Raw genomic sequence first — 25810 nt, forward strand, 5'->3', positions numbered from 1 at the left:
TCCAAACGGCGTTACCCTGCGGGGTACGCCGTTTTTCATGATAAGGAGCATGGCGCATGAGCAAACTGTTGATTCTCTATACCGGTGGCACCATCGGCATGGCGCCCACCCCCGCTGGCCTGGCACCCGTGCCGGGCTATCTGCCGGCGCAGCTGCAGCGCCTGGCGCGCGAAGGCGTGAGCTGGGACGTGGTGGAGTACCCGCAGCTGATCGACTCGTCGGCCATTACCGTGGCCGACTGGCAAAAGCTGGTGGCCGACCTGGCTGCCGCTTACGAGCGCTACGACGGCTTTGTGGTGATTCATGGCACCGACACCATGGCCTACACCGCCAGCGTGCTGGCCTTTGCGCTGGAAAACCTGGCCAAACCGGTGATTGTGACCGGTTCGCAGCTGCCGCTGGGCCACCCGCGCAGCGACGGCTGGGGCAACCTGGCCGACGCCATCGAGGCGGCGTGCCAGCCGGCACTGCACGAAGTTGCCATCGCCTTTAACCGCCTGCTGCTGCGCGGCTGCCGTGCGCGCAAGGTAGACGCCGCCAGCTTTGCCGGTTTCGATAGCCCGAACGCCACGCCGCTGGCCCGCTTTGGCATTCACGCCAGCTGGGACACTACCCAGTGGCGCCGCGGCAGTGGTGCCTTCCGCGCCGTGCTGCCGCAGCCGGCCAGCATCCGCAGCGGCTTCTTGCTGCCTGGCAGCATGGCCGCTGACTTTGGCCGCTGGTTGGCCGCAGATACGCCGCAGGCCGCCATTCTGCACAGCTACGGTAACGGCAACACGCCGGACGACGCAGCCCTGCTGGACGGCGTGCGCACAGCCAGCGAGCGCGGTTGCCTGGTGGTGAACCTGACTCAGTGCGGCAAAGGCGCGGTAGAGGTGGGCGCGTACGCAGCCAGCCAGCCGCTGGCGCAAGCCGGTGCCCTGGCCGGTGGCGACATGACGCCGGAAGCGGCCAACGCCAAGCTGCTGTACCTGCTGTCGCAAGGTCTGTCTGCACCCGCTTTGCGCCAGGCCTGGGCGGCAAACCTGCGCGGTGAAGTAACGCTGGCTGATTAAAAAACAGTCAGCCCGGAAAAAGCATTGTGCCTCATGGGCTTAGGGCATCTGTCCACAAGCCCCCCACAGCGCTTTCCAGCGCCGGCGTGCATAAAGCACGGTGGGTGATTAAAAAATAGTCACCCGCGCTTTGTGCCTGCCGTATCAATGACTTGTCTGTCTTTTCCACAGCCCACCCACACCCTTGCTCCCACAGGGTGTGGGCGTTTTGCCGTGTTACCTGGCTTGGGGGTGTTTATCGAGGTGAGAGTTGGGCACTGGCAGCCTGGTGTGCAGGGTTCTGCTTAAAAAATAGGCTGAACTGTGTTTGTTTCTATAAATCATGGGCTTGCGCTGCTTCTCCACAGCCCGCCCACACCCTTGCTCCCACAGGATGTGGGCGTTTTTACGCATGCTGTGGATAGCCGGGCCTGTGGCGTTCGCCTGTGCTGCAGGCGGGTAACAGGGCAGAGCGGTTGCCGCGTATAATAGGTGGCATATGTCTGACGTTTGCCCCCCCGTACGCATTGCCATTGTCGGCCCGGAATCCTGCGGTAAAAGCACCTTGGCCGCGCAGCTGGCCAAGCGGCTGCAGCAACATGGTGTGGCGGCGGTAGCGGTAGCCGAGTACGCCCGGGCTTACTATGCCAACCGGCCTTACCAGCCCAGTGCCGCCGATATCCTGGCCATTGCCCGCGGGCAACTGGCCGCCGAGCAAGCCGCCTGCGACGCCGGTGCCAGCGTACTGCTGTGCGACACCACGGTGCTGACCTGCCGCATCTGGGCCGAAGTTGCCTTTGGCCAGGCCGAGCCAGCCCTGCTGGCGCTGAACCAGCCGCATGCCTATACGCAGACGCTGCTCACCGCACCCGACCTGCCATGGCAGCCGGACCCGCTACGCAGCCACCCCGATAGCCGCGACTGGCTGTTGGGCCTGTACCGCACCGCGTTGCAGGTAGCCGGTGTGCCGTATCAGCTGGTAGCCGGGCAGGGGGCGCAACGCGAGGCGGCTGCGTGGGCGGCACTACGGCGCGTATTGCCGCAGCTGCCTGTTTTTTAGGCAGCATCGGCTTTCGCCTTACGGCTCAGCCAGTTAGCTGTGTTGTCCACAGCCGGTGCACAAGCCTGTCCCGCTGTGGTGTGGAAAGTTAAAACCGGCTGATTAAAAAATGGTCAGCCAGAAAAAGGCCAGAACAAACAAAGGCTTGTGGAGCTTGTCCACAGCCGGCACACAGCCCTGTCAAAAGGCGGTGTGTACAACCCACTGTGAACAGAACCATGAACGAAATCTACGAACTGAGCGGCGACTACATCCCGCTGTGCGACCTGTTGAAAACCTGCGGTGTGTGCGACACCGGCGGCATGGCCAAGCACTTTATTGCCGAGGGCAATGTGCTGGTAGACGGCCAGGTAGAGCTGCGCAAGACCAACAAGATCCGCGTCGGCCAGCTGGTGTCCGGCGATGGCTTTACCATCAAGGTGGTAGCCGCAGCGTGAGTACCCTGCAAGCCATCGGCCCCGAGTCGTTCGACGACGACTTCGATCCGCAGCCGGAAGCCCCCGAGACGCCAGACGACTACGCTTGCTGCAATAGCGGTTGTCAGCCTTGTGTCTGGGATATCTATGATTCTGCGGTCAGCGAGTACCGCCAGAAGCTGGCCGCCTGGCAGCTGCGCGAAGCCGCACGCCAGGGCCGTGCGGCAAACAAAGGCACCGATGAACAGCATTGACCTGCACTTTCATTCCACCGCCTCCGACGGCGGGCTGCCGCCGGCCGAGGTCATACGCCGTGCCGCCGAGCGCGGCGCCACGCTGCTGGCGCTGACCGACCACGACTGCACCGCCGGCTTGGCCGAGGCGGCGGCCACCGCATCTGCCTGCGGTGTGCCTTTCCTGAATGGCGTGGAAGTCTCGGTGAGCTGGCAGCAGCGCCATACCGTGCACATCGTTGGCCTGGGCATTGATGCGGCCAACCCGGTGCTGCAAGCCGGGCTGAAGTCTATCCGCGACGGCCGCGTGGAGCGTGCGCGCCAGATGTCGGCATCGCTGGAAAAAGCCGGTATCCACGGCGCGTTTGACGGTGCCATGCGCTTTGCCGGTAACCCGGAAATGGTTGGCCGCACCCACTTTGCCCGTTTCCTGGTGCAAAGCGGCGAGGTGAAAGACGTGAAAACCGTGTTCCGCAAATACCTGACCAACGGCAAGCCAGGCTACGTACCGCACGAGTGGGCCAGCCTGGAAGACGCGGTAGCGTGGATACGCGCCGCCGGCGGCATGGCGGTGATCGCCCACCCCGGGCGTTACGATATGGGGCGCACGCTGATCGAGCGACTGATCCTGGACTTCAAGGCCGCAGGCGGCGAGGGCATCGAAATCGCTAGCGGCAGCCACAGCCTGGACGACATGATCAAATTTGCCCTGCACGCCCAGCGCCACGAGCTGTACGCCAGCGCCGGCAGCGATTTTCACGCGCCAGGCGAGGGCGGGCGCGACGTAGGCAGCACCCAGCTGCTGCCCCCCATTTGCCAGCCGGTCTGGCTACCGTTGGCCGCGCGCATCCAGCAGCCTGCGGCCAACCCTGCAGCCAACCTAGCGAGCTAATGCCATGTCCCAGTTCTTCATGATTCACCCGGAAAACCCGCAGGCACGCCTGATTCGCGAGGCAGCCAAGATCATCCGCGACGGCGGCGTGGTGGTGTACCCCACCGACTCCTGTTACGCGCTGGGCTGCCACCTGGGCGACAAGAAAGCCATGGAGCGCCTGCTGGCCATCCGCCAGATCGACCTCAAGCACCACCTGACGCTGGTGTGTGCCGACCTGTCCTCGCTGGCCAGCTACGCCCGTGTGGATAACGCGCAGTTCCGCCTGCTGAAGGCTGCCACGCCGGGCAGCTTCACCTTTATTCTGGAAGCCAGCCGCGACGTACCCAAGCGCACGCTGCACCCCAAGCGCGCCACCATCGGCTTGCGCGTGCCGGACCACGCGGTGGCGCTGGCGCTGCTGGAAGAGCTGGGCGAGCCCATTCTGTCCTGTACGCTGCAGCTGCCGGGGGACGAGGCGCCACTGACCGACCCTTACGAAATCCGCGAGCGGCTGGAACATCTGGTGGAACTGGTGATCGATGGAGGCTGGTGTGGCACCGAGCCCACCACCGTCATCGACATGACCGACGGCGTGGCGCTGATTCGCCAGGGCAAGGGCGACCCCGCGCGCCTGGGCCTGTAAACCTGCAAGGACCGCATCTTGGAAGAACTCAACCTGATCCAGAAGATTTCCGTATACGCACTGCCGGTATTGTTTGCCATTACCCTGCACGAAGCCGCGCACGCCTACGTGGCCAAGTACTGGGGCGACAACACCGCCTACAATCTGGGCCGTGTATCGCTGAACCCACTGCGCCACATCGACCTGGTGGGCACCATTTTGCTGCCGCTGATGTGCCTGGCGGTGGGCGGTTTCCTGTTTGGCTGGGCCAAGCCGGTGCCGGTGCGTTTTGGCAACCTGCGCAATGTGCGCGCAGGCATGCGCTGGGTAGCCGCAGCCGGTCCGCTGGCCAACTTTGCCATGGCGGTGTTGTGGGTACTGCTGTTCAAGCTGGCCGTAGTGATGAACAACAGCTACAGCGAGCCGCTGGCGCTGATGAGCCAGGCCGGTATCGGCATTAACGTCGTGTTGATGGTGCTGAACCTGATGCCGCTGCTGCCACTGGATGGTGGCCGCATTGTGGAAAGCCTGCTGCCGCCGGGCCTGGCGTATAAATATTCCCGCCTGGAACCGTACGGCATGTGGATACTGCTGGCACTGGTGTTCACCCGCACGCTGTCGCCCATCCTGAGTCCGTTTATCGAAATCGTACTGAACCTGCTCTACCTGCTGGTAAGAGCCTGACCTTTTTCTGAAAGCCATACATGTTTGCCAACCGTATCCTTTCCGGCATGCGCCCTACGGGCAGCCTGCACCTGGGCCACTACCACGGCGTGATCAAGAACTGGGTAGAGCTGCAGCACAGCCACGAATGCTTCTTCATGGTGGCCGACTGGCACGCGCTGACCACCAACTTTGACGATGTGTCCATCATCGGCAAGTCCATCAACGAGATGGTCATCGACTGGCTGGCTTCCGGCGTGGACCCGGAAAAATCCACCATCTTCGTGCAATCCAAGGTGCCGCAACACGCCGAGCTGCACCTGGCGCTGTCGATGGTGACGCCGCTGGGCTGGCTGGAGCGTGTGCCCACCTACAAGGACCAGATGGACAAGCTGAGCCACAAGGACCTGACCACCTACGGCTTCCTGGGCTACCCGTTGCTGCAGGCCGCCGACATCCTGGTGTACAAAGCCGGGCTGGTGCCGGTGGGTGAAGACCAGGTGCCGCACATCGAGCTGACCCGCGAAGTGGCACGCCGCTTCAACCACATGTTCGGCCGCGAGCCCAACTTTGAAGAGCTGGCCAAGGCGGCGGTGAAGAAAATCGGCAAGGCCGGTAAACAGTTCGAGCAGCTGCGCACCGCCTACCTGCAGGACGGCAACGCCGAGTCGCTGGAAAAAGCGCGCGAGATCCTGGCGCAAAGCCAGAACCTGGGCGGCGCCGACCGCGAGCGCCTGCTGGGCTGGCTGGAAAACAAGGGCAAGATCATCCTGCCGGAGTGCGAGGCCAAGCTGACCGCTGCTTCCAAAATGCCGGGCCTGGACGGGCAGAAGATGTCCAAGTCCTACGGCAACACCATCACCATGCGCGAAGCGCCGGAGGCGGTGACCAAGAAAATCCGCGGCATGCCTACCGACCCGGCGCGTGTGCGCCGCACCGACGCCGGCAACCCGAGCCGTTGCCCGGTATGGCAGCTGCACGAGGTGTATAGCGACGGCACCACCAAGGAATGGGTGAAAGCCGGCTGTACCAGCGCAGGCATCGGCTGTCTGGACTGCAAGCAGCCGGTGATCGACGCCGTGGTGCGCGAGCAGCAGCCGATGTTCGAGCGCGCCGAGAAATACCTGAGCAACCCCAAGCTGGTGCAGGAGATTCTGGCCGAAGGCAACGCGAAGGCCGAGCAAGTGGCGCGCGCCACCATGAACGACGTGCGCCAGGCCATGGGGCTGGGCTACTAAGCGCTAGCCAGGGTTGGCCGCAGCCTCATGCGGCCAACCCTGTAACGTAACAAGGCCGCTGCCGGCACACGCCGGCAGCGGCCTTGCCGCATTCTGCTTGCCAAGCGGCCTGCCGAGTATGCCGCCGCCTGCCGCGTGGCCAGACAAGCTGGCGTACAATAGCGGCCTGTGGCGTACCACGCCTGTTCAATTCATGCACACCGCCTGCCACACCCCGGCGGCAGACACGAGATACCATGACCGACACCGACTTCCAGCTTACCCCGCCCGACCTGCCGCCTGCCACACCCATCGCGCACGTGTTCGGCCAGCCGGTGCTGGAAGTGCCGCAAGACCTGTTCATCCCGCCCGACGCGCTGCAGCTGATTCTGGAAAGCTTCGAAGGCCCGCTCGACCTGCTGCTCTACCTCATCCGCAAGCAGAACCTGGACGTGCTCAACATCCCCATGGCCGAGGTTACCGCACAGTACATGGGCTATATCGACGCCATGCGCGACGGCCGGCTGGAGCTGGCCGCCGAATACCTGCTGATGGCCGCGCTGCTGATCGAAATCAAATCGCGCCTGCTGCTGCCGCGCCCGCCGGTAGAAGGCGAAGACGACCCGGACGACCCGCGCGCCGAGCTGGTGCGCCGCCTGCTGGAATACGAGCAAATGAAGCTGGCCGCGCTGGCGCTGGACAAGCTGCCGCAAGCCGACCGCGACTTTGCCTGGCTGGCCGTACTGGTAGAGCAGTCTGCCGAGCAGCGCCTGCCCGACGTCAGCCCGCTGGACCTGCGCCAGGCCTGGCTGGCCATCCTGTCGCGCGCAAAGCACAACCGCCACCACAAGGTAGAAAAAGACGAGCTATCGGTACGCGAGCAGATGAGCTGGATCCTGCGCTACCTGGACGGCCGCGACTACGTAGCGTTTGAAGAGCTGTTCGACATCCACAAAGGCGTCGCCCACCTGGTAGTGAACTTCATCGCCGTGCTGGAGCTGGTGAAAGAGGGCATGGTGAAAGTCAGCCAGGACGAGCCCTACCAGCCCATCTACGTGAGGCTGGCGCTGGTGTAGCCCGCTAGGAATCGCGGGGTGGATTAACCATGGTGATGACAGGGCTCGTCTGTGCGGGGTGAATGGCACGTTTTGGCAGTGAAGCAAAGCGGCTCAGACTCGCCCAGGCGTGGTGTTGGCCAGCGAGCGAAACTCTCTGCACATGTGCGCCTGATCGCTAAAACCGAATTGTAGTGCTACCTCGGCCAGCCTGGCGTCGGGGTGTAACAACAGGAAACTGGCAGCATTGCTTACCCGCAGGATACGTTGATACTGTTTGGGCGTCATATCCAGCCATTGCCGGAACAGGCGCTCTATCTGGCGTTGGCCGCGTGGCAGTGATGTGTCGGGCAAGGCGGCTGAATCAGCGAGTGCCAGAGCCTGTAAGGCACTTTGCAACGCAGATGGAACCAGCTGCCGTAAAACAAGATGCATCTCCGCCCAGTGGCTGAGTAGCTCAAGGTGGCGGTGCGTATCGTCACAATCCGACAATTGCTGGTAGAGAGGGTAAAGCGCATGGCGGTGATCGTCGGCAGGGGCAAGCCGCGTCATGTCTTCATAGTGCTGGCCAAGAACACCATACGCTGTCGCCGGATGAAAGCGGATGCCAGCCAGGCGAGAACCGGGGTATAGCGCCACCTCGCCGGATGATTTAGCCACCGGGCACAGAATTACCCCGAGCGGTAGGCCGATATCATCAATCTCGATCTTGCCGGCCAGTGCAAACAGAATGCCGCTGCTGGCATCAGAGTAAAGGCGTCTGATAACCGGCCCGGGGTGATCGGCGCATACCGCAGCAGACCATACGGCCTGTACCACGGCTTCAAGCTGCTTGTCAGGCTTGCGCAGCTTGAAGTCGAACGCACTGGATTTAACGCGGTTTGTTATGGCTGGCTACCTCGGGTTTGAATGCCTTCACCAGACGATTCCAGCTATTAATGGCATTGACCGCAATGGTCAGATCCACCACGGCCTGCTCGCCTAGTGTTGCTTTCGCATCGTCAAAGTGCTGATCCTCGATACGTTGACCGGACGTTACTAACTCGGCCCAGCTCAGTGCTGCACGTTCAGTGCTACTGTATATCGGCATATCGCGCCAAGCACTCAAGCCTATCATGCGCGTGTAACTTTCTCCGCCCTCGCGTGCCTCATTGCTGTGGAGGTCAAGACAGAACGCACACTGGTTAATCTGTGAAACCCGCAGCTTGACCAGCTCCCACACAGCAAGCGTCAGCGTGTCTGACCGTGCAAACTGTTCATGCAGGTAGCTTTCTTGCGCCATCAAGATCTTCATGGCCGGTGTGGCTAAGGCAAAATAGTCGATACGCATGGTAGTTGTTCCCGGTGAGTAGAGATGCCAGCTTACTGAGGCGTGCCGATCCGCTCTTGAATAAAACCGACATGGCGTGCCGGTTTTCAGCCAGCTTTTAGCGCTCCTATCGCGTGCCAAATACCACCGCCAACATCAGGCAGGCTATGCTTTGTCTACCTGTGCTTTTTCGATCATGCCGTTGCGGGACTTCCACTGTTCTGGAGATAAATCATGGCCACACATACTGTCCGGCTTCACCGCGTACTCAAGGCATCACCAGAGCGCGTCTATCGCGTGTTTCTGGATGCCGCCGCCATGGCCAAGTGGCTTCCGCCAAACGGCTTTACTGGCCAAGTGCATCACCTGGACGCCAAGGTTGGCGGGCGCTACGACATATCGTTCACTAACTTCACCACTGGCCACAGCCATGCTTTCGGCGGCGACTATCTTGAACTGGTACCACATGAACGAATCCGCTACACGGCCAGGTTCGACGACCCCAATCTGCCAGGAACGATGCAAACCACGGTATCCCTGAGAGCGGTGTTCTGTGGCGTGGCGCTGGATATCGTGCAGGAAGGCATCCCCGAGGCCATTCCGCCGGAGGCCTGCTATCTGGGGTGGCAAGACTCGTTGGTCTTGCTTGCGCAGCTCGTCGAAGCGGAAATCCGTGAATAGGGCATAAAGGCGAAAGGCCGTGCCTACCGTACAGGCAAGTTAATACACCATCACTAGCGTCTTTTATTTCCAAAGCCTGATGAGGCCAACCTTGATTCACGGTGAAAATTGGGTCTCATACCATTCAGCCCAAGCTACCGCGCTAAAGCCGCGCCCATTCGTATCGGGGAGCGTAGTGGGCACGCTGCGTTCTACGTCCCTTATTTTTTGCCTACGAGATGACTGGCTGGCCAACAATATACGTATCTATGTCTACAGCCAGATTGAATTCACTTAATCGCCTGATCAGGTCGGTGCTGAGGTGCAGTCCGGCGTTGGCGGATAGGTATTGATGTTTGCAGATGCTAATGTATAGATTTGAGACTTTGGCTAGTTTGTCGACTTCTTCTTTGTGTTTGGCCAGCAGATCCAATAACAGGCTTAATGCTTCTTCGGTGTCGTAGCAGTGCGACGGGAGTATCTCAAAGAAAATGCGGCTAAATGCATGGCGTGATTTGCCGTTTTTGCTGAGCTCACCTTTTGACCAACCTTTGCTGTACTTAAAGGGCAAATGGCGAGAGAGCTCTTCCAGGCTAAGGCAGTCAGAGCTTGCTGTTAAATGGCATTCGTTGCTGTTTTCAATGAAAACCCAAGTGACTTCTATTGCTTTCTTGTCGATGCAGATGCCGAGAAAGTATTTCTCACTGTATAATTTGAAGTAAATTGTGATGTCTTCGGTTTGCTCCGAAATTCGCTCAATGGCATATTGATTGTTTTCTTTATGTATTGCGTTTGCCTTCAGGTATTGCTTTGTCAGTTCGAACGATTGCTCTTCAATTTCACGTGCCGCACATTCTATATATTTTCTCATGATTTATTTCATGTGATGTATGGGTGTGGTGTTGTAGGGTTACCGTTTTAGCACCGTAAGTTACGGCTGAATGAAATGAAGCCCAGCGTTTACCGCCATTCGCAATACATCCTTTGCAGGATGAGACCCTATTCGGCGCGGTCAATGTTGGGCTTTGCCACGCTCAACCCAAGCTGTCATGCCGGTGGGCAAGCGGCGCTTTGTCAATCCTACTTGCTATCGGTATTTTTTTCAAAAATCAGAAAGCCTTCACCATCATAGGCACCCACTATCATCAGTGTGTTGCCGCTGCGTAAGTGCGCCAGTGCAAAGAAAAGCCAGGGGACGCAGTTTTCGGCTACGACTGTGATCAGCGTTTGCTTCAGAAGCCGCACGCCCGAATACAGGTAGTAGATATCACCGTCTATCAGATGGGCGGGCAAGTCGGCTTCACCAATGTCCAGATAAGGTTCCCGAACCAGTAGCTCGGTGACGTGCCGTGCCTGCAGGTAATCGGCGAGTATGGCTGTACCGCCATCTGCTGAAGCGCCGCTGCCGTTAGTAAAACTGCCATCCGGAAGCGGCTGTCCGTTGATGCCGGTGACCCGCAGTGAAGCGTAAGAACAAGGGCTTACCGGTAAGCTGAAGTCTGCCGCAAGCGCCTCAAGGTATGCGATGGCGGCGGCTCTTGCCCCGCCATGAAGCAAAGACATGGCCAGATTGTGAGGGTGGGGTGCCATCGGTTCTTTTCCAGTTAGACTGGTATCAATGTCGCTGCGTCTGTCAGCGCTTTGCCCACCCTGCGGCAGGACTGCCACTATCTGGCGGTTGTCCGCCAATGACGCATGCGTTTGATGATATCGTCAAATGCCATGCGGGCAAAACGCCTTGCGGCCAACTTTGCTCTACACCCCATCTCGCGCCCGTCACACCTGCCGTGGCATCATGCAGCCCACCCTGGCAGTACACCCCTGAACCACTGCCCACACCGCACCCTGCCTACCAGAACGAAAGCCCCCATGCGTACCTTTGCCCTGTTTGTCGTGACTGCCCTGACCGAAATCATCGGTTGCTATTTGCCGTGGCTGTGGCTGAAGCAGGGGGCGTCGGTGTGGCTGCTGCTGCCGGCGGCGGCCAGCCTGATGCTGTTTGCCTGGCTGCTCACGCTGCACCCGGACGCGTCCGGCCGCATTTACGCCGCCTATGGCGGGGTGTACGTCAGCGTGGCGCTACTGTGGTTGTGGGCGGTGGACGGCGTGCGGCCAACCCTGTGGGATGCTGCTGGCGTAGCGCTATGCCTGGCCGGCATGCTGGTGATCATGCTGGCGCCGCGCAGCTAGCTTGCTAGCCCAAGTGGATAAACGCTACGATATCGATAAATGGCCAAGAGGTGACCATCATGCGTATCGAAGCCGCCAGCGTGCTGCACAGCCACGCTTACCCCGCGTATTTCCAGCAGTGCCGTGCCGATGGCTGCGAGTACTACAGCCATAGCCAGGCCACGCCTGCGGTGTTTTACCAGCAGGTGCTGGACCACGCCGCCGGCCACCACCTGCCGCCGGGCTACGTGCCCACGCAGACCTGGTTTGCGCTGGACGAGGGCGGCGATATTCTGGGCGCCATCCGCCTGCGCCTGGGCAGTACGCCATTTATCCTGGACCAATGCGGCCATATCGGTTACGAAGTACACCCTGCCGCCCGTGGCCTGGGCGTGGCAGGCCGCCTGCTGGCGCATGTGCAGCAGCACGGGGCGCCGCAGCAGGATGGTGGCTGGCTGATTATCTGTACCGATGACAATAGCGCATCGCAGCGCGTGATCAGCCGCGCCGGCGGCGTGCTGCTGACCGCCACGGCGCAGGGGCCGGGCGAGGCATGGCTGCGCTACTATCATCTGCCGTCGCGCCGGTATTGAAACAGCCGTACCGGTGGGCAAAAAATCGTGTAAAATCCGCGCCTTCCGTTCAGTTTTGCCCGTTTCGTGGCTGTCATGTCCACCATTACCGACCTCAATTACCTGAAGATCGTGCTGGAAACCGCCCTGCTTACCGCGCAGGAACCGTTAACCGTGGGTCAGCTGAAAAAGCTGTTCACTGAAGACGTGAAAGCGGCCCTGATCAATGACATCCTGGACGAGGTGCAGCAAAACTGGAAAGGCCGCGGGGTAGAGCTGGTGAAACTGGCGTCCGGCTGGCGCTTTCGCGCCCGCGCCGAATTTACCCCGTACCTGGCACGGCTTACGCCGGAAAAGCCGCCGCGTTATTCGCGTGCGGTTATGGAAACACTGGCCATCATCGCCTATAAACAGCCGGTTACCCGTGGCGATATCGAAGCCATACGCGGTGTATCGGTGTCTACCAGTGTGATGCAGACCCTGCTGGAGCGGGGCTGGATCGAAGTGATCGGGCACAAGGACGTGCCCGGACGCCCGGGGCTATACGCCAGCACGCACAAGTTTCTCGACGACCTCGGGTTTCATACCCTGCGTGATTTGCCGCCTTTGGCCGAGCTGTCCACCCTGGTGGTCAGCGAGCCGGCGCCACCGGACGAAGAGCCCCTCGCTGATGAGGCGCCCCAATAAGCGCATCGCCCACACCGGCCCCGCCGGGCAAGGCCATGCCGGGAAGGTAGTACTCAGCCTGCGCATGCAGCTGCCTTCCGCACAGCTAAACAGGAAATACCATGTCTAAAGGACAACGCAATACCTCCCGCCAACCCGTGGCCCGCGTACGCGGCCAGGAAAGCGGCCAACCCCGCCAGCCCGATATGGGCCGCAGCGGTGGCGGCAGCAAGCCGTCCGGTCGTGGCAAACCCACCGGCAACTTTCTGACCCCGCGCAACGCCCCGGCTGCGCCGCAGGGCAAACCGGCACCGGCTGCGCGCCGTGATGCCGCGCCGATCAACCCGGAAGGCCGCCGCGCCCCGGTAAACTACGATACCCGCCGCGCCGCGCCTGTACGTGGCGAGGCCGCATTGCAGCACGAGCGCCGCTTTGGCAATAAAAACGCCGCCATGCCGGCCACCGACGCGCCGCAGCCGGAATTCGGCAAGGCCCGCCGCGAAGGCCCGGCCCCGAAAGTACAGCGTGCCAAGAAGCTGGCACTGCGCGCGCCGAAGCAGGAAATCGTCGATCGCTCCGCCCGCCTGCGCGAAACCCGCGTGGACTACAGCAAGATCGAGCCGATCCGCCTGCAAAAAGCGTTGGCCGCCTCCGGTGTGGGTTCGCGCCGTGAAATGGAAGAATGGATCGAAGCCGGCTTTATCACGGTAAACGGCAAAAAAGCCGCGCTGGGCGACAAGGTTGGCCCGCAAGACCGCGTCACTGCCAAAGGCAACCCGATCAAGCTGAAGTGGGCTGACCGCCTGCCACGCGTGATCATGTACCACAAGCAGGAAGGCGAAATCGTTACCCGTGACGACCCGGAAGGCCGCGTCACCGTATTCGACCGCCTGCCGCAAGCCAAATCCAGCCGTTGGGTAGCCATTGGCCGCCTGGACGTGAACACCTCCGGCCTGCTGCTGATTACTACCAGCGGCGAGCTGGCCAACCGCATGATGCACCCTAGCTTCGAATTCGACCGCGAATACTCGGTACGCGTGCTGGGCGAGCTGACCCGCGAGCAGATGCAGGAAATGACCAAGGGCGTGGAGCTGGAAGACGGCCCGGCAGTGTTCCAGCGCGTCAGCGAAAAAGGTGGCGCGGAAGAGGGCGCCAACCGCTGGTACAACGTGGTGATCCGCGAAGGCCGTAACCGCGAAGTGCGCCGCATGTTCGAACACTTCGGCCTCACCGTCAGCCGCCTGATCCGCGTGCGTTTTGGTAACATTGGCTTGCCCCCGCGCCTGAAGCGTGGCCAGTACTACGAGCTGAACGAGGCGGAAGTGGCAGCGGTAATGAAATGGGCGGGCCTGACGGCAACCGGCCAGGCCAAAACCGGCAAGCGCGACTAGACATCACGCTGATAACGCCTCCGCTGTTGCGGGGGCGTTTTGTTTTTGTAACGAGGTAACCATGAGCAAGGCCTTTACCCGAGAGCAGGACGAAGACGCCGACGACGATCTGCCGGCAGAGCAGCGCCTGCCTGCGTCAACCAAGAACTACATTACCCCCGCCGGCTGGGAGCGCCTGCGCCAGGAGCTGAACCAGCTGGTAAAGCACGAGCGCCCGCACATGACCCAGGTGGTGAACTGGGCCGCCAGTAACGGCGACCGTTCGGAAAACGGCGATTACCTGTATGGCAAACGCCGCCTGCGCGAAATCGACCGCCGCATCCGCTTTCTGACCAAGCGGCTGGAAATCGCCGAAGTGGTAGACCCGGAGCGGCGCGAAGCCACCGACCAGGTGTTTTTCTCGGCCACGGTGGATATCCTGCGCGGCAATGGCAGCGAGCAAACGCTGAGTATTGTGGGGGTAGACGAGATCGACCTGGCGCAGGGCCACATCAGCTGGATTTCGCCCATCGCCCGCGTGTTGCTGAAAGCGCGCGAAGGGGACACCGTGTATTTCCGTGGCCCGGATGGCGAAGAAGAGATCGAGATTCTGGCGGTGCGCTATCAGCGCATCGGGGACTAAGGCTGTCTATTGTATGCAGGAGTAAGTGGCGTGCCGTAGGCGCGGGTGCATGGCCCGCTTGGCCGTCGCTCAGGTTTGCGGCCGTGCCATGACCTGGTTTACCTTCAGCCAGCCTTCGGTGGCTTGCTGGCCGGCCTCGCCAAAGGCTTGCAGTAGCAGGCGGGCCTGCTCGCGATGTAGTGCTTCTTCCAGCTTGCGGCCTTCTTCGGTCAGGCGCAGCTCTTTCACACGCTTGTCGTGCTCGGCAGTGCCGGCTTCCACCAGATCCATTTCCACCAGCTGGCGTAGCGGAATATTGATGGCCTGTTTGGTCACGCCCAGACAGGCCAGCAGGTCTTTTACCGACAGCCCGGGGTGCAGCGCCACAAAGAACAGGATGCGGTGATGCACGCGCGCCAGGCCGCGTTTGGCCAGCATTTCGTCCGGCTTGTCGGTAAAGGCCTGATAGGCATGAAAAAACGCCTTCATCGCATCGCGTAACAATGTGTTTGTGGGGGTGGAATTCATGTTGACGTGCTCGTCACAAAGCGTTAGTTTGGTCAAACAATTTGACTAAAAACAATACGTGTCTGCCAAGGAGAGTAACATGTTTTCAGAACGTATCGAACGCCTGTCCGGCTCGCTGATCCGCGAGATTCTCGCCGCTGCACAGCGCCCGGAGGTGATTTCGTTTGCCGGCGGCCTGCCCGCGGCAGACTGTTTGCCCAAGCTGGATTTCAGTGGCGTACCGCCGCATCTGGCGCAATACGGCACCAGTGAAGGCGAGCCGGAATTCCGTGCCGCCATTGTGCAGGAGCTGGCGCGTATCGGCCTGGATATCGATGCTTCGCAGGTGTTGGTGCTGTCCGGTAGCCAGCAGGCGCTGGACCTGGCCGCCAAGCTGTTCATCGACCCCAAGACACCCGTGATTACCGAAGGCCCGACCTACCTGGCTGCGCTGCAGGTATTCAAGCTGTTCGGTGCCGATATCACCACCGTACAGCAAGAGCAGGGCCAGCTGCCGCCGGCCAAGCTGGCCGAGGCGATTGCTGCCAGCCAGGCCAAGCTGGCCTACCTGATTCCGTCGTTCCAGAACCCGTCTGGTGCTTGCTACAGCGAAGAAACCCGCCGCGGCCTGGCCGAGGTGATCGATGCGGCCAACATGCCGGTCATCGAAGACGACCCGTACCGCGCGCTGTCTTACGATGGTGAAGCCCCGCGCCCGCTGGTAACGCACCTGAAAAAAGCGCCGTGGATCTACTGTGGCTCCTTCTCCAAGACGCTGGCCCCAGGCCTGCGTATCGGCTACATGGTGGCCTCGCCCGAGCTGATGCCTTACCTGCTGAAGCTGAAACAGGCTGCCGACCTGCATACCAACCGCCTGGGCCAGTGGTTCAATACCCAGTGGCTGAACAGCGGTGACTATGTCGGCCACCTCAAAGAGCTGCAGCAAAGCTACAAGGTTGGCCGCGACGCCATGCAAAAGGCACTGGAAACCCATTTTGCCGACCTGGCCGACTGGCTGGTACCGCAAGGCGGCCTGTTCTTCTGGCTCACACTGAAACAGCCTCGCGATACTCGCCCGCTGCTGAAGGTGGCGCTGGAAGAAAATAACGTGGCCTTCATGCCGGGCGAGGCATTTTACGCCCAGCCGGAAGAGGGTATCGGCCACCTGCGCCTGAACTTCAGCCATGCCTCGCCAGAGCGCATCGAAGAAGGCATCAAGCGCCTGGCCGGCGTGATTCGCGCCGCGCAGTAAGCGCTTAGCAGGGCAAGGTTGGCCGCGGCGTTTGCTGGCGGCCAATTTTTATGTATGGGGGAGGAATCGAATGCAGTTCGAGGTCATCGATAGTCCGTCTGAGGAGTTGGTGTCCTGGCTGGAGCAAAAGATTGACGACTACAACTGGCAGCACTGGGAGGTAAAGCAGCGTCTCCCTCTGGCCGTGACGGTGCGCGATGATGCTGGCGAAGTCATTGCCGGAGCGGCAGCCCGTACTTTTGGCCGCTGGTTATTACTGGATACACTGTGGGTATCACCCGATTACCGTGGGCAGGATCTGGGCTCAAAAGTGTTGGCTAGCCTGGAAGCCAAGGCAAGGGAGCGAGGGTGTGTCGAGGTACTGCTGGATACGCTGGATTTTCAGGCGCAACCGTTTTATCTGCGTCATGGTTATCAGGTGGTATGGACGCAGCAGGCCTACCCGCAAACGGGTTGCAAGTTTTTCATGACCAAGCAACTTTAATCGTTTTCCCAAGCGTAAAACAAGGCCGCCAGGCATGCCTGGCGGCCTTGTTACATCTGAACCTGCGGGTGCAGCTCAGGCGCTGATGGCGTTGTCTTCCAGCATGGTGACACCGGGCAGGCCGGAGCGGAATACCGCTTGCTGCAGTGTCTCGATGGCTTTTTTGCGGAAGAACTGGCGGCGCGTTACCAGCAGCACGCGGCGCTGTGGCGCTGGTGCCTGGAACGGTATCACCGACAGCAGGCCTTCATCGGCAGGCGATACCGAGGTGGCCGGTAACACCGTCACGCCCATGCCGCTGGCTACCATATGGCGGATGGTGTTCAGCGAGCTGCCTTGTACCATCGAAGCCAGGCTGTTGGCCTGGTATTGCTTGCTGGCCACTTCGCTGCATGCCTGCAGTACCTGGTCGCGGAAGCAGTTGCCTTGTGACAGTAGCAGCACGCTTTCCTCGCGCAGATCGCAAGCCTGGATGCGCTCGCGCTTTTCCCACGGGTGGCCCTTGGGTGTGGCTACCATGAAGGGTTCGTCGTACAGCGCGTAGGCTTCGGTGCCCGGCTCGTCAAACGGGTCGGCTACGATGATGGCGTCTACCTCGCCGCGCTTGAGCATTTCGGCCAGGCGCGAGGTGTAGTTTTCTTCCAGAATCAGCGGCATGTCTGGCGCCAGAATGCGCAGCGCCGGGATCAGCCGCGGCAGCAGGTAGGGGCTGATGGTGAAGATTACCCCCAGCTTCAGCGGGCCGGCCAGCTCGTTCTGGTGCTCGCCGGCCAGGCGTTTTACCGTGTCGGCCTCTTCCAGTACGCGCTGCGACTGCTCGATGATGCGCTCGCCGATCTCGGTGACAGACACCTCTTGCCCGCCGCGCTCAAACAAGGTCACACCCAGCTCGTCTTCCAGCTTCTTGATGGCAATGGACAGCGTGGGCTGGCTGACAAAGCAGCTTTGCGCCGCGCGGCCAAAGTGGCGCTCGCGCGCCACTGCCACGATATAACGCAGTTCGGTAAGGGTCATGATTAGCGCTGGTGTTCCGGCAGCACGATATTGACTTCCAGAACCTCGAAGTCGTCCTGGCGCTCTACCTGTACCTTGATATCGTCCAGGTTTACCGAGACATACTTGGAGATCACCTCCATCAGCTCGCGCTGCAGCGCAGGCAGGTAGTCCGGCGCGCTACGGCCGTTGCGTTCGTGCGCCAGAATGATCTGCAGGCGTTCGCGGGCGATGGAGGCGGTTTTCTGGCGTTTGCCAAAAATCATATCGATCAGGGACATGGCTTAGCCTCCGAACAGGCGCTTGAGGAAACCGATCTTTTCGGCTTCGAGGAAGCGCATCGGGCGGTCTTCGCCCAGGAAACGGGCAACCACGTCGGCGTAAGCTTCGGCCGCGTCGCTACCCTTCAGGTGAATGGCCGGGGTGCCGGAGTTCGAGGCTTGCAAAATGGCCTGCGATTCCGGAATCACGCCGATCAGGTTCACGCGCAGGATCTCTTTGACATCGTCTACCGACAGCATTTCGCCTTTGTCCACGCGGCTAGGGGAGTAGCGGGTAATCAGCAGGTGCTCTTTTACCGGCTCGCGGCCTTCGATGGCGCGGCGGGATTTGGACGACAGAATGCCCAGGATGCGGTCGGAGTCGCGTACCGACGAGACTTCCGGGTTGGTGACTACCACGGCTTCATCGGCAAACAGCAGCGCCAGCAGTGCGCCTTTTTCGATACCGGCCGGCGAGTCGCACACAATGTACTCAAAGCCCATGTCGCCCATGTCTTTCAGGACTTTTTCCACGCCCTCTTCGGTGAGCGAGTCTTTGTCGCGGGTCTGCGAGGCAGGCATCACGTACAGGTTGTCGCAGTGCTTGTCCTTGATCAGCGTCTGGTTCAGTGTGGCTTCGCCGTTGATCACATTGATCAGGTCGTATACCACGCGGCGTTCGCAGCCCATGATCAGGTCCAGATTACGCAAGCCGACGTCGAAGTCGATAACCGCGGTCTTGTGGCCACGCAGAGCCAGGCCGGATGCGAAACTGGCGCTGGTGGTGGTCTTGCCCACACCGCCCTTGCCGGAGGTAACAACAATGATTTTTGCCACGATGGTCTTCCTTGCTTCGTCGTGATTCGTGTTATTCGCCAAGCGCCGTCATCACGAGGCGCTCGTTTTCTAGGTAGATCTGTGTCGGTTTGCCCTGGATGCTGTCGGGCAGGGCCTGCTCGATGGTGCGATAGACACCGGCAATCGATATCAGCTCGGCTTGCATGCTTTGCACAAAGATGCGCGCCTGGGTGTTGCCACGGGCACCGGCAAGCGCACGGCCACGCATGGGGGCATAAACATGGATGCTGCCGTCTGCAATCAACTCGGCGCCGACATTCACCGTCGCCAGTACGACCAGATCACCCCCTTTGGCGTAGATCTGCTGGCCCGCGCGTACCGGGCGATCCACGATCAGGGTAGTGGCCGGCGCGGGGGCTGCTGCGGGCGTGGCAGGGGCGGGCGGCTCGCTGGCGGCTGGCAGTGCCAGCTCGCTACGCGGGCTTGCACTGGTATTGACGTAGGCCAGGCCATGCTGGCGGGCGATCTCGGCCACGGCCATGTCGCGATGGCGCAGGGCAATGATGCGGATGCCTTTGGCCAGGAACAGTGCGCGAATCTGGTCCAGATCCAGGCTGGCAGGGGTGTCGATGGCATCCAGGTCCAGCAGGAAGGATTCGCTTTGCGTGGCATCTATCTTGTTGCCAAAGCGGGTTTCCAGTGCCGCCTCAAGCTGTGCGCAATCACTGCTGCGCAACAACACTGCCAGCAGATCCAGGCTGGCAGATTTGATATCAAAAAGGTTGGCCGCAGGGCTCATTGTGTGGCTTCGCTACCGGATAGATTTAATTTATCACCGGAGTGTAAAGCTTTGGCGGCGGCCTTTCAACGCATGCATGACAGATTCGTGCACCCTGGTGGCAAAACACAAAAAGGCCTGTGGCGTTTTCGGCCTTACTGCTCTGGTAAGGTATCCCGGGGTAGCAATATTTAACGTTATTGTCATTTTATCTCACCATGATGTACTAAAAGCTGTTGTAAAAAGAGTGCCTTAGGCGCGGGGCAGGTATAACTCTGCTTGACTTTGCTGCACTGCAATATAGAATCCGTATTGCTGCAATGCAGCAACGAGACTAAACGACGGTTTTGCTGCTGAGTTCTCACATTCGAAAAGGATCATGTCCATGTTTACCAACGCACAAGAATTTTCCGCTTTCGGTCAGGCACAGTTTGATAAAGCCGTTCGCCTGTCTTCCATTTTCCTGTCCAGCGCCGAGCGCCTGACCAATCTGCAGCTGGAAATTTCCCGCAAGCTGCTGGCTGCCAACGCTGAAACCCTGAAGCAGCTGTCCGCCATCAAGGACCCGAAAGCCTTTGCCGAATTCCAGGCCGGTCTGGCCCAGCCTAGCCTGGACAAGGCACTGACTACCGCACGCGAAGTGTACGACGCTACCCTGGTGACCCAGACCGAGCTGAGCTCCTTTGTGGAAGAGCAGGTTGCCGAAACCAACAAGCAGGTGCTGGATGTGCTGGACCGTTTTGCCAAAAACGCACCGGCCGGCTCCGAGCCTGCTGTGCAGGCGCTGAAAAACCTGGTGACTTCCAGCAGCGCTGCTTTTGAAAATGCGTCCAAAACCGCCAAGAAAGTCGGTTCCGAGTTTGCCGAAGCCAGCGTAGAAGCTGCCGAAACATCCGCCAAGGCTGCGAGTGCTGCCGTTAGCCGCGCTCGCAAGGCCCCGGCTACGCCAGCCGCCTGATTCGCCGGCGCTGCATGAAAAAGCCCGCTTCGGCGGGCTTTTTCCATGCTATGTGCCCGTGCGTGGGAGCAGGCTGTCGAACAGCTTTCTGGCGGGGTCGCCCAACTCCAGGGCCAGCGCCAGCAGCGTGGCTAGCGTCAGGGCGTAGTGGGCTTGCTGTTGCGGTGGCTGGCGGAAACTGTTCAGCACGCTCTGCGCGTCATCGGGTAGCTGGTGCACGCCATGTTGCGCCAGATAATGCCGGCATAAGGCGGCTAGCTTGTCTGCTAGCTGTTGCTGTTGACGTACCAGGCCAAGCCAGTCTATCTGGACAGCGGCGCCATGCTGCTGGCTGGCGTGTTGCGCCAGCGCCGGCCCGGCCAGATAAAACAGGCTGTCAAAGACGCGTTTGCACAGCCCTGCCGCACCTGGCGGGCCGCAGTACAGCCAAGGTTGTTCGGGGCCGGCCAGTATTTGCAGCAAGGGCCGGCATTGCTGATGGCTGGCTGGGTCTCCCGCTACCAGCAGGGCGGTGGGGGATTGCGGCAGTGGCTGCCAAAGCAGGCATAGCTCAAGGTGGCCGGCAGGCAGGCTGTCGCCCAGCGGCAGTGGGCGGCAGTGTAGCGTGATGCCTTGCCAGATAAACGTGTCATGCCCTTGCGGCGCGCAGAGAGCAGCGAGCTCTGCGGGCAGGCGGTGAAGCAGCGTGTCGCGGTCATGACAGGGTACAGGCATGGTAGCGGCTAGTTAAGTTTCCATTCGAATGTCTGCAGCCGTTTGATGAACCAAGCCAGGGCCTGGCCGGGCTGGCTTTCTTTCCATGCATAGTGCAGCTGGACTGGCGCGCGTTTTTCTTCTACTTCCTTGATCACCAGGCGGCCGGCAGCAACATCGTCATGGATGCGGCAAAGTGGCAGGAAACCTACTCCAAGGCCGGCGCGTTGAACAGCAATTTTGTCTTCTACTGTGGCAACGGTCAGACGGCTTTGACCTTCTTGTATCGAAACGCTGCGCGGCGGCAAACTGCGTGATGTATCTGCGGCCACCGCCACACGATATCGGCGTATCAGATGCTGCGGTATCGGCTCTTCTGCCTGCGCCAGGGGGTGGTCGGGTGCGACACAGAATACAAACTTGGTCTTGCCCATGCTGCGGGTCTGGAATACGCCACCCTGGCTGTTTTCTGTGGCACCTATCGCCAGATCGGCGCGGCCGTCTACCAGGGCGTCCCAGGTGCCGCCGAATACCTCGCGTGTGATACGCAGCTCGGTATCCGCCTCTAGCTGGTTGAACTCTTCCAGTAACAGCAGCACATCGTCAAAGAACAGCAGGTCGGACATGGCAATGCGCAGCTCGCCCTCCCAGCCGGTAGCGTGGGTTTTGACGCGGCTTTCTATCATGGCCGCCGAGTCCAGCAAGGAGCGGCCTTCCTTCAGTAGCAGCTCGCCGGTAGAGGTCAGCCTGGCTTTGTGGCCGCTGCGGTCAAACAGCTGCACGTTCAGGTCTTGCTCCAGCTTTTGCACACTGTAAGTAATGGCAGAAGGTACGCGGTATAGCTCTTCTGCGGCAGCGGCAAAGCTGCCACGGCGGTCGATGGCGTCCAGCACCATCAGGGCATCGAGAGAAAGTTTCATCTTCAGAATATCTGAAAAAAAGTGTCAGAAAGTTACGCTATATCCATCACCGGCTCAGCAATATACTGCCATTCACCGTTTACTGCAGTACAAAGCATTGGTTTGTCAGCCATTTTTGATATTGGCACGGCCAACTTGCTATTGCCAGATTTTCTGAACTAGCGTGCTGCTGACTTGCCGCGCTGCTGGCCGCCTCACGCTATGACTTCGTTCTATTTATATAAGGGAAATGCGATGACTACCAAGCTTGCCGTTGTTTACCACAGTGGTTATGGCCACACCGCCAAGGTAGCAGAACATGTAGCCGAGGGCGCGCGTGCCCACGCCGAGGTAGTACTGTTCAATGCAGACGAGGCCACTGCACGCATCGACGAATTGGCCGCATTCGACGCTATCGTATTTGGCGCCCCTACCTATATGGGCAGCGTATCGGCACCGTTCAAAGCCTTCATGGATGCCAGCGCCAAGGTGTGGTACAGCCAGGGCTGGAAAGACAAGATTGCCGGTGGCTTTACCGTGTCCAACAGCCCCAGTGGCGACAAGCTGAACACGCTGCAGCAGCTTTCTGTCTTTGCTGCCCAGCATAGCATGATCTGGGTAGGCACAGGCCTGATGCCGGGTGGTACTGTCGGCAGCGATATCAACCGCTACGGCAGCTCGCTGGGCCTGATGACGCGCACCGACAATGCGCCCGCCGACGTGACGCCGGATGCGGCCGACCTGGAAACCGCCCGCCTGTTTGGTGCGCGCGTGGCGCAAAAGGTAGCGCAGTTCAAGCGCGGGGCCTGATGCAGCCAAACTGATACAGACAACAAAAAAGCCGGGTAACCCCGGCTTTTTTGCGTGCAGCGGCAGGCTTAGCCTTGCTTGGCGCGCTCGATACCTTCGTTCAGCTCGCGGGTAGCGTCTTCCAGCGTGCCCCAGCCGTTGATCTTGACCCATTTGCCTTTTTCCAGATCTTTATAGTGCTCGAAGAAGTGCACCATCTGGTCGCGCAGCAGCTGTGGCAGGTCTTCCAGTTTCTGGATGTCCTTGTACATCGGGCACAGTTTTTCTACCGGCACGGCGATCAGCTTGGCATCCACGCCACCGTCGTCTTCCATCTTGATCAGGCCAAGGGCGCGTACACGGATCAGCACGCCTGGTGGCAGCGGGAACGGGGTAACTACCAGTACGTCTACCGGGTCGCCGTCACCGGCGATGGTTTGCGGCACGAAACCGTAGTTGGCCGGGTAGAACATGGAGGTGCCCATGAAGCGGTCTACACACAGGGCGCCGGTTTCTTTGTCGAATTCGTATTTGATCGGGGCGCTGTTGGCGGAGATCTCGATCACAACGTTGATGTCGTTGGGCATGTCCTTGCCCGGGCTGATCAGGTCGATATTCATACGCGGTGTCCTTGTTAGGGTAGGGTCGATTGAAACAAACCACGGGATTATAACAGCAGCACCGGCAAGGTATAATCGCCACTATTGATGACTGCCATAAGCCAGCATGATGCTAGACAAACTGATTACAGAATTCGACCGTGGCCTGCGCACGCTGTTTGCGCCGGCAGTGAGTAGCCGCCCCCGCCCGGACCACGCGGTAGCAGAGGCCGAGCTGACGGCAGAGGAAAAGCAACACACCATCGGCCTGATGCGCGTGAACCACTGCGGCGAGGTGTGCGCGCAGGCACTGTACCAGGGCCAGGCGCTGACGGCGCGCAACCCGGCGGCGCGCGATGCCTTGCGCCATGCGGCATTCGAAGAGGTAGAACACCTGGCCTGGACCGAGCAGCGCATCCGCGAGCTGGGTGGCCGCCCCAGCCTGCTGGGCCCGGTGTGGTACACCGGCTCGCTGGCCATTGGCGTGACTGCCGGCCTCTTGGGTGACAAGTGGAACCTGGGCTTTCTGGAAGAAACCGAAAAGCAGGTAGGCGCGCACCTGGATAGCCACCTGCAGCAGCTGCCAGACCAGGACGCCAAGAGCCGCGCCATCGTGGCGCAGATGCGTGACGACGAGCTGAAGCACGCCGATATGGCGCACGACTTTGGCGCCGCGCCGCTGCCGCTGCCGGTAAAAGGGCTGATGAAGCTCACCGCCAAGGTGATGACCGCCACCAGCTACCGCGTGTAGCCGCCTGCCGTAGCAGCCAACAAAAAAGCCCGCGCAAGCGGGCTTTTTTGTTGCGGCCAACCGTGCGGCCAACCCAGGGGTTGGCCGCACAGGCTCAGAAGAACACGAAAGTCAGCAGCACAAAGGTAGGAATCAGGAACAGGCAGGCCCAGCCGATGTAGGCAAAGAAGCTGGGCATGGTCACGCCGCGCTCTTCCACGATGGCTTTCACCATGAAGTTCGGCGCGTTACCGATGTAGCTGTTGGCGCCCATGAATACGGCACCCATCGAAATGGCCATAAGGGTGCTGGCACCGTCGTGCATCAGGTGGGCGGCGTCGCCACCGGCCAGGTTGAAGAACACCAGGTAGGTCGGGGCATTATCCAGGAAGCTGGACAGCGCGCCGGTGAGCCAGAAATAGGCACCGTTTACCGGGGCACCGTCCGGGGTGGTCACCATGGACACCAGCTCGGCAAAGGCGCCGGCCTTGCCGGCTTTCAGCATGGCCAGCACCGGAATCATGGTGATGAAGATGGCGGCGAACAGCTTGGCCACCTCCAGCATCGGGCCCCAGTTGAAGGCGTTGGCCTGGCGGCAGCGGCCCGGGGTGAGCTTGAGCGACAGCAGTGTCACCGCCAGCAGCAGGATGTCGCGCACCACGTTTTGCAGCTCGATATCCAGCCCGCCAATCTGCCAGCTGATGCCCGGCTTCCAGATACCGGACAGCAGCACAGCCACCACAATGCCGCCCAGCAGCACAAAGTTCACCTTGCCCTCGATGCTGACGCGCGAATCCGGTGTCGGGTCCGGCAGCGGCGGCAGGTCTTCTTCCTTGTGGTAGTAGTAGCGGTCCAGCAGGTAGAACACCACCAGCAGGATGACGCTGGCCAGCACCATCGGTGTCAGCATATGTACCATGGTCCAGCCAAAGCCCACGCCCTTCAGGAAGCCCAGAAACAGCGGCGGGTCACCCAGTGGTGTGAGCGAGCCGCCGATGTTCGCCACCAGGAAGATGAAGAACACGAACACGTGCGTCTTGTAGCGGCGGTTGTCGTTGGCGCGCAGCAGCGGGCGGATCAGCAGCATGGCGGCGCCGGTGGTGCCGGTAAAGCTGGCCAGCACGGTGCCCACGCCCAGAAAACCGGTATTCAGCAGCGGCGAGCCGTGCAGGTTGCCGCGCAGGTAGATGCCGCCGGCCACGGTAAACAGCGATACCAGCAGGATGATGAACGGTACGTATTCCAGCACCAGCGTGTGCGCCATTTCGTAAGCCGTGCTACCCAGCCCGTGGCTGGCGGCAAACGGTACGATGAACAGCAGTGACCACATGGCGGCAATCTTGCCGAAGTGGTGGTGCCAGACGTTGGCCGCCAATAGCGGCAGCAGGGCGATGGACAGCAGCATGCCGGCAAACGGCAGTGCCCAGGCAATGGCCAGCTCGCCGCCGTTGATGCTGGCCTGCGCAAACGCAGGTAACAGCAGCAGGGCGCCGGCCAGCAAGTGCGGCAGACGGGAGAAGTTCATGGT

Annotated in this window: 33 protein-coding genes; 20 read left to right on the plus strand and 13 right to left on the minus strand. The window is 60.6% G+C overall.

Features of this window, described 5'->3' with window-relative positions:
* Window positions 1-56 precede the first annotated feature (56 nt).
* From PQU95_RS09495 to PQU95_RS09535, 9 genes are all read left to right on the plus strand, one after another.
* Window positions 57-1055, plus strand: a complete 999-nt coding sequence (locus PQU95_RS09495) for an asparaginase (RefSeq protein ID WP_272751762.1) — start codon at window positions 57-59, stop codon at window positions 1053-1055.
* Between the two features lie 478 nt (window positions 1056-1533).
* Window positions 1534-2094 (plus strand): AAA family ATPase, encoded by a 561-nt coding sequence (locus tag PQU95_RS09500; protein ID WP_272751763.1) that lies wholly within the window; start codon window positions 1534-1536, stop codon window positions 2092-2094.
* A gap of 218 nt (window positions 2095-2312) precedes the next feature.
* Window positions 2313-2531, plus strand: a complete 219-nt coding sequence (locus PQU95_RS09505) for an RNA-binding S4 domain-containing protein (RefSeq protein ID WP_147683057.1) — start codon at window positions 2313-2315, stop codon at window positions 2529-2531.
* Window positions 2528-2764: an oxidoreductase-like domain-containing protein gene (locus PQU95_RS09510; RefSeq protein ID WP_272751764.1), complete on the plus strand. Its 237-nt coding sequence runs from the start codon at window positions 2528-2530 to the stop codon at window positions 2762-2764. Before PQU95_RS09505 ends, PQU95_RS09510 begins: the two co-directional genes overlap by 4 nt.
* Window positions 2751-3635 (plus strand): 3',5'-nucleoside bisphosphate phosphatase, encoded by an 885-nt coding sequence (locus PQU95_RS09515; protein WP_272751765.1) that lies wholly within the window; start codon window positions 2751-2753, stop codon window positions 3633-3635. Before PQU95_RS09510 ends, PQU95_RS09515 begins: the two co-directional genes overlap by 14 nt.
* A gap of 4 nt (window positions 3636-3639) precedes the next feature.
* On the plus strand, window positions 3640-4260 hold the full coding sequence (locus PQU95_RS09520) for an L-threonylcarbamoyladenylate synthase (protein ID WP_272751766.1): 621 nt from the start codon (window positions 3640-3642) through the stop codon (window positions 4258-4260).
* 18 nt (window positions 4261-4278) lie between these two features.
* Window positions 4279-4923, plus strand: a complete 645-nt coding sequence (locus PQU95_RS09525) for a site-2 protease family protein (RefSeq protein ID WP_272751767.1) — start codon at window positions 4279-4281, stop codon at window positions 4921-4923.
* A 20-nt stretch (window positions 4924-4943) separates the two neighbouring features.
* Complete coding sequence (locus tag PQU95_RS09530; protein ID WP_272751768.1) at window positions 4944-6140, plus strand: tryptophan--tRNA ligase; 1197 nt, start codon at window positions 4944-4946, stop codon at window positions 6138-6140.
* A 236-nt stretch (window positions 6141-6376) separates the two neighbouring features.
* Window positions 6377-7195 (plus strand): segregation and condensation protein A, encoded by an 819-nt coding sequence (locus PQU95_RS09535; RefSeq protein WP_272751769.1) that lies wholly within the window; start codon window positions 6377-6379, stop codon window positions 7193-7195.
* A 93-nt stretch (window positions 7196-7288) separates the two neighbouring features.
* Here the strand turns inward: PQU95_RS09535 and PQU95_RS09540 are convergent, their stop codons facing one another.
* Complete coding sequence (locus tag PQU95_RS09540) at window positions 7289-7993, minus strand: helix-turn-helix domain-containing protein (RefSeq protein WP_272751770.1); 705 nt, start codon at window positions 7991-7993, stop codon at window positions 7289-7291.
* A gap of 52 nt (window positions 7994-8045) precedes the next feature.
* Window positions 8046-8504: a carboxymuconolactone decarboxylase family protein gene (locus PQU95_RS09545; RefSeq protein ID WP_272751771.1), complete on the minus strand. Its 459-nt coding sequence runs from the start codon at window positions 8502-8504 to the stop codon at window positions 8046-8048.
* A 213-nt stretch (window positions 8505-8717) separates the two neighbouring features.
* Here PQU95_RS09545 and PQU95_RS09550 point away from each other — a divergent pair, with 213 nt between their 5' ends.
* The gene (locus tag PQU95_RS09550; RefSeq protein ID WP_272751772.1) at window positions 8718-9164 is read left to right on the plus strand and encodes an SRPBCC family protein; all 447 of its coding nucleotides are present in this window, start codon (window positions 8718-8720) and stop codon (window positions 9162-9164) included.
* A gap of 211 nt (window positions 9165-9375) precedes the next feature.
* On the opposite strand, the gene PQU95_RS09555 is transcribed toward PQU95_RS09550, so the two are convergent.
* A complete protein-coding gene (locus PQU95_RS09555) occupies window positions 9376-10014 on the minus strand; it encodes a DUF4279 domain-containing protein (protein WP_272751773.1) in 639 nt (212 codons plus the stop codon).
* Window positions 10015-10223: 209 nt separating this feature from the next.
* Window positions 10224-10733 (minus strand): hypothetical protein, encoded by a 510-nt coding sequence (locus PQU95_RS09560; RefSeq protein WP_272751774.1) that lies wholly within the window; start codon window positions 10731-10733, stop codon window positions 10224-10226.
* Between the two features lie 279 nt (window positions 10734-11012).
* Here PQU95_RS09560 and PQU95_RS09565 point away from each other — a divergent pair, with 279 nt between their 5' ends.
* The 5 genes from PQU95_RS09565 (at window position 11013) to greB (ending at window position 14563) form a co-directional block, all read left to right on the plus strand.
* A complete protein-coding gene (locus PQU95_RS09565; protein ID WP_272751775.1) occupies window positions 11013-11333 on the plus strand; it encodes a YnfA family protein in 321 nt (106 codons plus the stop codon).
* Between the two features lie 59 nt (window positions 11334-11392).
* Entirely contained in the window at window positions 11393-11905 is a 513-nt protein-coding gene (locus PQU95_RS09570; RefSeq protein ID WP_272751776.1) for a GNAT family N-acetyltransferase, read from the plus strand.
* A gap of 75 nt (window positions 11906-11980) precedes the next feature.
* Complete coding sequence (scpB, locus tag PQU95_RS09575) at window positions 11981-12571, plus strand: SMC-Scp complex subunit ScpB (protein WP_017510122.1); 591 nt, start codon at window positions 11981-11983, stop codon at window positions 12569-12571.
* A 101-nt stretch (window positions 12572-12672) separates the two neighbouring features.
* The gene (gene rluB, locus PQU95_RS09580) at window positions 12673-13941 is read left to right on the plus strand and encodes a 23S rRNA pseudouridine(2605) synthase RluB (protein WP_272751777.1); all 1269 of its coding nucleotides are present in this window, start codon (window positions 12673-12675) and stop codon (window positions 13939-13941) included.
* 61 nt (window positions 13942-14002) lie between these two features.
* Window positions 14003-14563 carry a transcription elongation factor GreB gene (greB, locus tag PQU95_RS09585; protein WP_272751778.1) on the plus strand — a complete coding sequence of 187 codons (561 nt, stop codon included), beginning with the start codon at window positions 14003-14005 and terminating at the stop codon, window positions 14561-14563.
* Window positions 14564-14632: 69 nt separating this feature from the next.
* Here greB and PQU95_RS09590 read toward each other — a convergent pair whose 3' ends face one another.
* A complete protein-coding gene (locus PQU95_RS09590; protein ID WP_272751779.1) occupies window positions 14633-15070 on the minus strand; it encodes a MarR family winged helix-turn-helix transcriptional regulator in 438 nt (145 codons plus the stop codon).
* 79 nt (window positions 15071-15149) lie between these two features.
* On the opposite strand from PQU95_RS09590, the gene PQU95_RS09595 reads away from it, so the two are divergent.
* Window positions 15150-16301: an aminotransferase-like domain-containing protein gene (locus PQU95_RS09595; RefSeq protein ID WP_272751780.1), complete on the plus strand. Its 1152-nt coding sequence runs from the start codon at window positions 15150-15152 to the stop codon at window positions 16299-16301.
* A gap of 70 nt (window positions 16302-16371) precedes the next feature.
* Window positions 16372-16785, plus strand: a complete 414-nt coding sequence (locus PQU95_RS09600; RefSeq protein ID WP_272751781.1) for a GNAT family N-acetyltransferase — start codon at window positions 16372-16374, stop codon at window positions 16783-16785.
* A 75-nt stretch (window positions 16786-16860) separates the two neighbouring features.
* Here PQU95_RS09600 and PQU95_RS09605 read toward each other — a convergent pair whose 3' ends face one another.
* The 4 genes from PQU95_RS09605 to minC are packed head-to-tail and all read right to left on the minus strand — an operon-like array spanning window position 16861 to window position 19635.
* Window positions 16861-17799, minus strand: coding sequence for a LysR substrate-binding domain-containing protein (locus PQU95_RS09605; RefSeq protein WP_272751782.1), 939 nt, complete (start codon window positions 17797-17799; stop codon window positions 16861-16863).
* A 2-nt stretch (window positions 17800-17801) separates the two neighbouring features.
* Window positions 17802-18059, minus strand: a complete 258-nt coding sequence (minE, locus tag PQU95_RS09610; RefSeq protein WP_017510129.1) for a cell division topological specificity factor MinE — start codon at window positions 18057-18059, stop codon at window positions 17802-17804.
* A 3-nt stretch (window positions 18060-18062) separates the two neighbouring features.
* A complete protein-coding gene (gene minD / locus PQU95_RS09615; protein ID WP_272751783.1) occupies window positions 18063-18875 on the minus strand; it encodes a septum site-determining protein MinD in 813 nt (270 codons plus the stop codon).
* Between the two features lie 31 nt (window positions 18876-18906).
* Window positions 18907-19635, minus strand: a complete 729-nt coding sequence (minC, locus tag PQU95_RS09620) for a septum site-determining protein MinC (protein ID WP_272751784.1) — start codon at window positions 19633-19635, stop codon at window positions 18907-18909.
* A 364-nt stretch (window positions 19636-19999) separates the two neighbouring features.
* Here minC and PQU95_RS09625 point away from each other — a divergent pair, with 364 nt between their 5' ends.
* Window positions 20000-20572, plus strand: a complete 573-nt coding sequence (locus PQU95_RS09625; protein ID WP_272751785.1) for a phasin family protein — start codon at window positions 20000-20002, stop codon at window positions 20570-20572.
* 48 nt (window positions 20573-20620) lie between these two features.
* Here the strand turns inward: PQU95_RS09625 and PQU95_RS09630 are convergent, their stop codons facing one another.
* Complete coding sequence (locus PQU95_RS09630) at window positions 20621-21286, minus strand: hypothetical protein (protein WP_272751786.1); 666 nt, start codon at window positions 21284-21286, stop codon at window positions 20621-20623.
* Window positions 21287-21294: 8 nt separating this feature from the next.
* Window positions 21295-22185 (minus strand): LysR family transcriptional regulator, encoded by an 891-nt coding sequence (locus tag PQU95_RS09635; RefSeq protein ID WP_272751787.1) that lies wholly within the window; start codon window positions 22183-22185, stop codon window positions 21295-21297.
* 234 nt (window positions 22186-22419) lie between these two features.
* On the opposite strand from PQU95_RS09635, the gene PQU95_RS09640 reads away from it, so the two are divergent.
* Window positions 22420-22974, plus strand: a complete 555-nt coding sequence (locus PQU95_RS09640; RefSeq protein ID WP_272751788.1) for a flavodoxin family protein — start codon at window positions 22420-22422, stop codon at window positions 22972-22974.
* 68 nt (window positions 22975-23042) lie between these two features.
* Here PQU95_RS09640 and ppa read toward each other — a convergent pair whose 3' ends face one another.
* Window positions 23043-23573 (minus strand): inorganic diphosphatase, encoded by a 531-nt coding sequence (gene ppa, locus PQU95_RS09645; protein ID WP_017510136.1) that lies wholly within the window; start codon window positions 23571-23573, stop codon window positions 23043-23045.
* A 109-nt stretch (window positions 23574-23682) separates the two neighbouring features.
* Between ppa and coq7 the strand changes: the two genes are divergently transcribed.
* Window positions 23683-24303 carry a 2-polyprenyl-3-methyl-6-methoxy-1,4-benzoquinone monooxygenase gene (gene coq7 / locus PQU95_RS09650; RefSeq protein ID WP_272751839.1) on the plus strand — a complete coding sequence of 207 codons (621 nt, stop codon included), beginning with the start codon at window positions 23683-23685 and terminating at the stop codon, window positions 24301-24303.
* Between the two features lie 94 nt (window positions 24304-24397).
* Here coq7 and PQU95_RS09655 read toward each other — a convergent pair whose 3' ends face one another.
* Entirely contained in the window at window positions 24398-25807 is a 1410-nt protein-coding gene (locus PQU95_RS09655; RefSeq protein WP_272751789.1) for a sodium:proton antiporter, read from the minus strand.
* Between the last annotated feature and the right edge of the window lie 3 nt (window positions 25808-25810).

Source organism: Vogesella aquatica, assembly GCF_028548455.1.
Lineage (GTDB): Bacteria > Pseudomonadota > Gammaproteobacteria > Burkholderiales > Chromobacteriaceae > Vogesella > Vogesella aquatica.

What these genes read in the sequence shown, in the direction of transcription:
- PQU95_RS09495 (WP_272751762.1), top strand. Translation starts at nt 57, where the DNA reads ATGAGCAAACTGTTGATTCTCTATACCGGTGGCACCATCGGCATGGCG.
- PQU95_RS09500 (WP_272751763.1), top strand. Translation starts at nt 1,534, where the DNA reads ATGTCTGACGTTTGCCCCCCCGTACGCATTGCCATTGTCGGCCCGGAA.
- PQU95_RS09505 (WP_147683057.1), top strand. Translation starts at nt 2,313, where the DNA reads ATGAACGAAATCTACGAACTGAGCGGCGACTACATCCCGCTGTGCGAC.
- PQU95_RS09515 (WP_272751765.1), top strand. Translation starts at nt 2,751, where the DNA reads ATGAACAGCATTGACCTGCACTTTCATTCCACCGCCTCCGACGGCGGG.
- PQU95_RS09520 (WP_272751766.1), top strand. Translation starts at nt 3,640, where the DNA reads ATGTCCCAGTTCTTCATGATTCACCCGGAAAACCCGCAGGCACGCCTG.
- PQU95_RS09530 (WP_272751768.1), top strand. Translation starts at nt 4,944, where the DNA reads ATGTTTGCCAACCGTATCCTTTCCGGCATGCGCCCTACGGGCAGCCTG.
- PQU95_RS09535 (WP_272751769.1), top strand. Translation starts at nt 6,377, where the DNA reads ATGACCGACACCGACTTCCAGCTTACCCCGCCCGACCTGCCGCCTGCC.
- PQU95_RS09545 (WP_272751771.1), bottom strand. Translation starts at nt 8,504, where the DNA reads ATGCGTATCGACTATTTTGCCTTAGCCACACCGGCCATGAAGATCTTG.
- PQU95_RS09550 (WP_272751772.1), top strand. Translation starts at nt 8,718, where the DNA reads ATGGCCACACATACTGTCCGGCTTCACCGCGTACTCAAGGCATCACCA.
- PQU95_RS09555 (WP_272751773.1), bottom strand. Translation starts at nt 10,014, where the DNA reads ATGAGAAAATATATAGAATGTGCGGCACGTGAAATTGAAGAGCAATCG.
- PQU95_RS09560 (WP_272751774.1), bottom strand. Translation starts at nt 10,733, where the DNA reads ATGGCACCCCACCCTCACAATCTGGCCATGTCTTTGCTTCATGGCGGG.
- PQU95_RS09565 (WP_272751775.1), top strand. Translation starts at nt 11,013, where the DNA reads ATGCGTACCTTTGCCCTGTTTGTCGTGACTGCCCTGACCGAAATCATC.
- PQU95_RS09570 (WP_272751776.1), top strand. Translation starts at nt 11,393, where the DNA reads ATGCGTATCGAAGCCGCCAGCGTGCTGCACAGCCACGCTTACCCCGCG.
- scpB (WP_017510122.1), top strand. Translation starts at nt 11,981, where the DNA reads ATGTCCACCATTACCGACCTCAATTACCTGAAGATCGTGCTGGAAACC.
- rluB (WP_272751777.1), top strand. Translation starts at nt 12,673, where the DNA reads ATGTCTAAAGGACAACGCAATACCTCCCGCCAACCCGTGGCCCGCGTA.
- greB (WP_272751778.1), top strand. Translation starts at nt 14,003, where the DNA reads ATGAGCAAGGCCTTTACCCGAGAGCAGGACGAAGACGCCGACGACGAT.
- PQU95_RS09590 (WP_272751779.1), bottom strand. Translation starts at nt 15,070, where the DNA reads ATGAATTCCACCCCCACAAACACATTGTTACGCGATGCGATGAAGGCG.
- PQU95_RS09595 (WP_272751780.1), top strand. Translation starts at nt 15,150, where the DNA reads ATGTTTTCAGAACGTATCGAACGCCTGTCCGGCTCGCTGATCCGCGAG.
- PQU95_RS09600 (WP_272751781.1), top strand. Translation starts at nt 16,372, where the DNA reads ATGCAGTTCGAGGTCATCGATAGTCCGTCTGAGGAGTTGGTGTCCTGG.
- PQU95_RS09605 (WP_272751782.1), bottom strand. Translation starts at nt 17,799, where the DNA reads ATGACCCTTACCGAACTGCGTTATATCGTGGCAGTGGCGCGCGAGCGC.
- minE (WP_017510129.1), bottom strand. Translation starts at nt 18,059, where the DNA reads ATGTCCCTGATCGATATGATTTTTGGCAAACGCCAGAAAACCGCCTCC.
- minC (WP_272751784.1), bottom strand. Translation starts at nt 19,635, where the DNA reads ATGAGCCCTGCGGCCAACCTTTTTGATATCAAATCTGCCAGCCTGGAT.
- PQU95_RS09625 (WP_272751785.1), top strand. Translation starts at nt 20,000, where the DNA reads ATGTTTACCAACGCACAAGAATTTTCCGCTTTCGGTCAGGCACAGTTT.
- PQU95_RS09630 (WP_272751786.1), bottom strand. Translation starts at nt 21,286, where the DNA reads ATGCCTGTACCCTGTCATGACCGCGACACGCTGCTTCACCGCCTGCCC.
- PQU95_RS09635 (WP_272751787.1), bottom strand. Translation starts at nt 22,185, where the DNA reads ATGAAACTTTCTCTCGATGCCCTGATGGTGCTGGACGCCATCGACCGC.
- PQU95_RS09640 (WP_272751788.1), top strand. Translation starts at nt 22,420, where the DNA reads ATGACTACCAAGCTTGCCGTTGTTTACCACAGTGGTTATGGCCACACC.
- ppa (WP_017510136.1), bottom strand. Translation starts at nt 23,573, where the DNA reads ATGAATATCGACCTGATCAGCCCGGGCAAGGACATGCCCAACGACATC.
- coq7 (WP_272751839.1), top strand. Translation starts at nt 23,683, where the DNA reads ATGCTAGACAAACTGATTACAGAATTCGACCGTGGCCTGCGCACGCTG.
- PQU95_RS09655 (WP_272751789.1), bottom strand. Translation starts at nt 25,807, where the DNA reads ATGAACTTCTCCCGTCTGCCGCACTTGCTGGCCGGCGCCCTGCTGCTG.